1 protein-coding gene is annotated in these 2,111 nt (G+C 81.6%); it reads left to right on the forward strand.

The genetic code is table 11. The annotated features are described in order from the left end of the window. The coding region (locus tag ACFO3M_RS22665) for an ATP-binding cassette domain-containing protein (protein WP_387994489.1) at positions 1-2,111 on the forward strand (2,111 nt) is incomplete at both ends.

Consider the following 2,111-nt stretch of genomic DNA (forward strand, 5'->3'; position numbering starts at 1 on the left):
CGGCGGCCCGCCGCGCGGTGGACGCGCTGCTCGAGGCGCTGCTCGACCGGCTGGCCGCCCGCTTCCCCGCGGTCGCCGTCGCGGGCGGCCCGGCCCTCGCCGCGGTGCTGGCCACCACCCGGCTGGCCGACCTCGCGCCCGCCCTCGCCACCTACCTGCCGGCGCTCGCGCAGACCGCCGTCGTCCCGCCGGTGCTGCTGGTCGTGCTCGCCGCCACCGACCTGCTGTCGGCCGGCCTGGTCGCGGCCACCCTGCCGCTGGTGCCGCTGTTCATGGCGCTGGTCGGGCTGGCCACCCGCGACGGCACCACCGGCGCCGCCCGCGCCCTGGACCGGCTGGCCGCGCACGTCGCCGAGCTGGTCCGCGGGCTGCCGGTGCTGGTCGGCCTCGGCCGCGCCGCCGACCAGGTCACCGCGCTCGCCGAGCTGGGTGAGGCCACCCGCCGCCGGACGCTCGCCACCCTGCGCCTGGCGTTCCTCTCCGCGCTGGTGCTCGAGCTGATCGCCACGCTGTCGGTGGCGCTGGTCGCGGTCACCGTGGGCCTGCGGCTGGTGCACGGCGACCTCGGGCTCGCCGTCGGGCTCACCGCGCTGCTGCTCGCCCCCGAGGCCTTCGCGCCGCTGCGCGCACTGGGCACCGCCCACCACGCCGGCGAGGCCGCCACGCTGGCCGCCGCGGAGGCGCGCGCCGTGCTGTCCGCACCGGCCGCCCCCGCTCCCCCGGCGGCGGACGACGACGACCCGCGCGGCGCCGACGTCGTCGTCTCCGGGCTGACCGTGCGCCACCCCGGCCGCGCGCTGCCCGCCCTCCCGCCGGTCGACCTCGCGCTGCGGCCGGGCGAGCTGGTCGTGCTCCGCGGCCCCAGCGGCTCGGGCAAGTCCACCCTGCTGGCCGCGCTCACCGGCGCGCTCGACCCGGCCGCGGACGTCGCCGGCACCGTCACCGGCGTCCCCGCCGGCGGGATCGCGCTGGTCCCGCAGCACCCGCGGACGACGGCGCGCACGGTGGCCGACGAGCTGCGCCGGCACGCCGCCGCCTCGCCGGGCGTGGACGCGGTGGTGGCCGAGGCGTTCGTCGTCGAGGCGCTGCAGCGGGTGGGCGCCGAGGCGCTGGCCGGGCGGGACTGCACCACCCTCTCCCCCGGTGAGCTGCAGCGGGTGGCGGTCGCGCGGGCGCTGGTGCGCGTGCGCCGCGGCGCCCGGCTGCTGCTGCTCGACGAGCCCACCGCGCACCTCGACGAGGCGTCGGCGGCCCGCGTCGCCGCCGTGCTGGCCGGCCTGCGCGGCACGGTCACGGTCCTGCTGGTCACCCACGACCCGGCGCTGGCGGCGCTCGCCGACCGCACCGTCACGCTGTCCGGTCCCGCTGTCGCCGCGTCCCCCGGCGCGACATCGGCGGTCTCGGGGCGATCGGCGGCTGATGGCCACGAGACCGCCGATCTCGCGGGCCCGGCGACGGCCGCCCCCGCGACCACCCCGACGGCGGGGCTCGGCTGGCCGCGGCGGGCGCTGCTGCGGGCCGTCGCCGCCGGCACCGCCTCGGCCGGCGCGGGCGTCGCGCTCACCGCGGTGAGCGGCTGGCTGATCGTCCGGGCCGCGGAGATGCCGCCGATCCTCACGCTGCTGGTCGCCATCGTCGGCGTGCGCGCCTTCGGCCTGGGCCGGGCGGCGCTGCGCTGGGTCGAGCGGCTCACCGCGCACGACGCCGCCCTGCGCACGGCCGCCGGCCTGCGGGTGCGGGTGTGGCGGGCGCTGGCCGCGCAGGGCGTGGCCGCCGACCGGACGCCGGGCAGCGCGCTGGCCCGCGTGGTCGGCGACGTCGGACTGGTGCAGGACCTGTCGGTGCGGGTGGTGCCGCCCGCCGTGGTCGCCGCCGCCGTCCCGGTGCTCACGCTGGCCGCGCTGGCGCTGCTGGCCCCGGCCGCCGCGGGCGCCGCGGCGGCCGTCCTCGCGCTCACCGCGGCCGGCGTGCTGCTGGCGCACCGGCGGGTCGACGCCGGCGCCGCCCGCACCGAGGGCGCGCTGCGGGTGGCCGCGCTGCGCGACGTCACCACCGCCCTCGACGGCGCGGCCGGCCAGCGCGCGCACGGCCTCGCGGCCGCCACCGCCGCC

This window comes from Geodermatophilus arenarius, from assembly GCF_042654585.1.
GTDB classification, from domain to species: domain Bacteria; phylum Actinomycetota; class Actinomycetes; order Mycobacteriales; family Geodermatophilaceae; genus Geodermatophilus; species Geodermatophilus arenarius.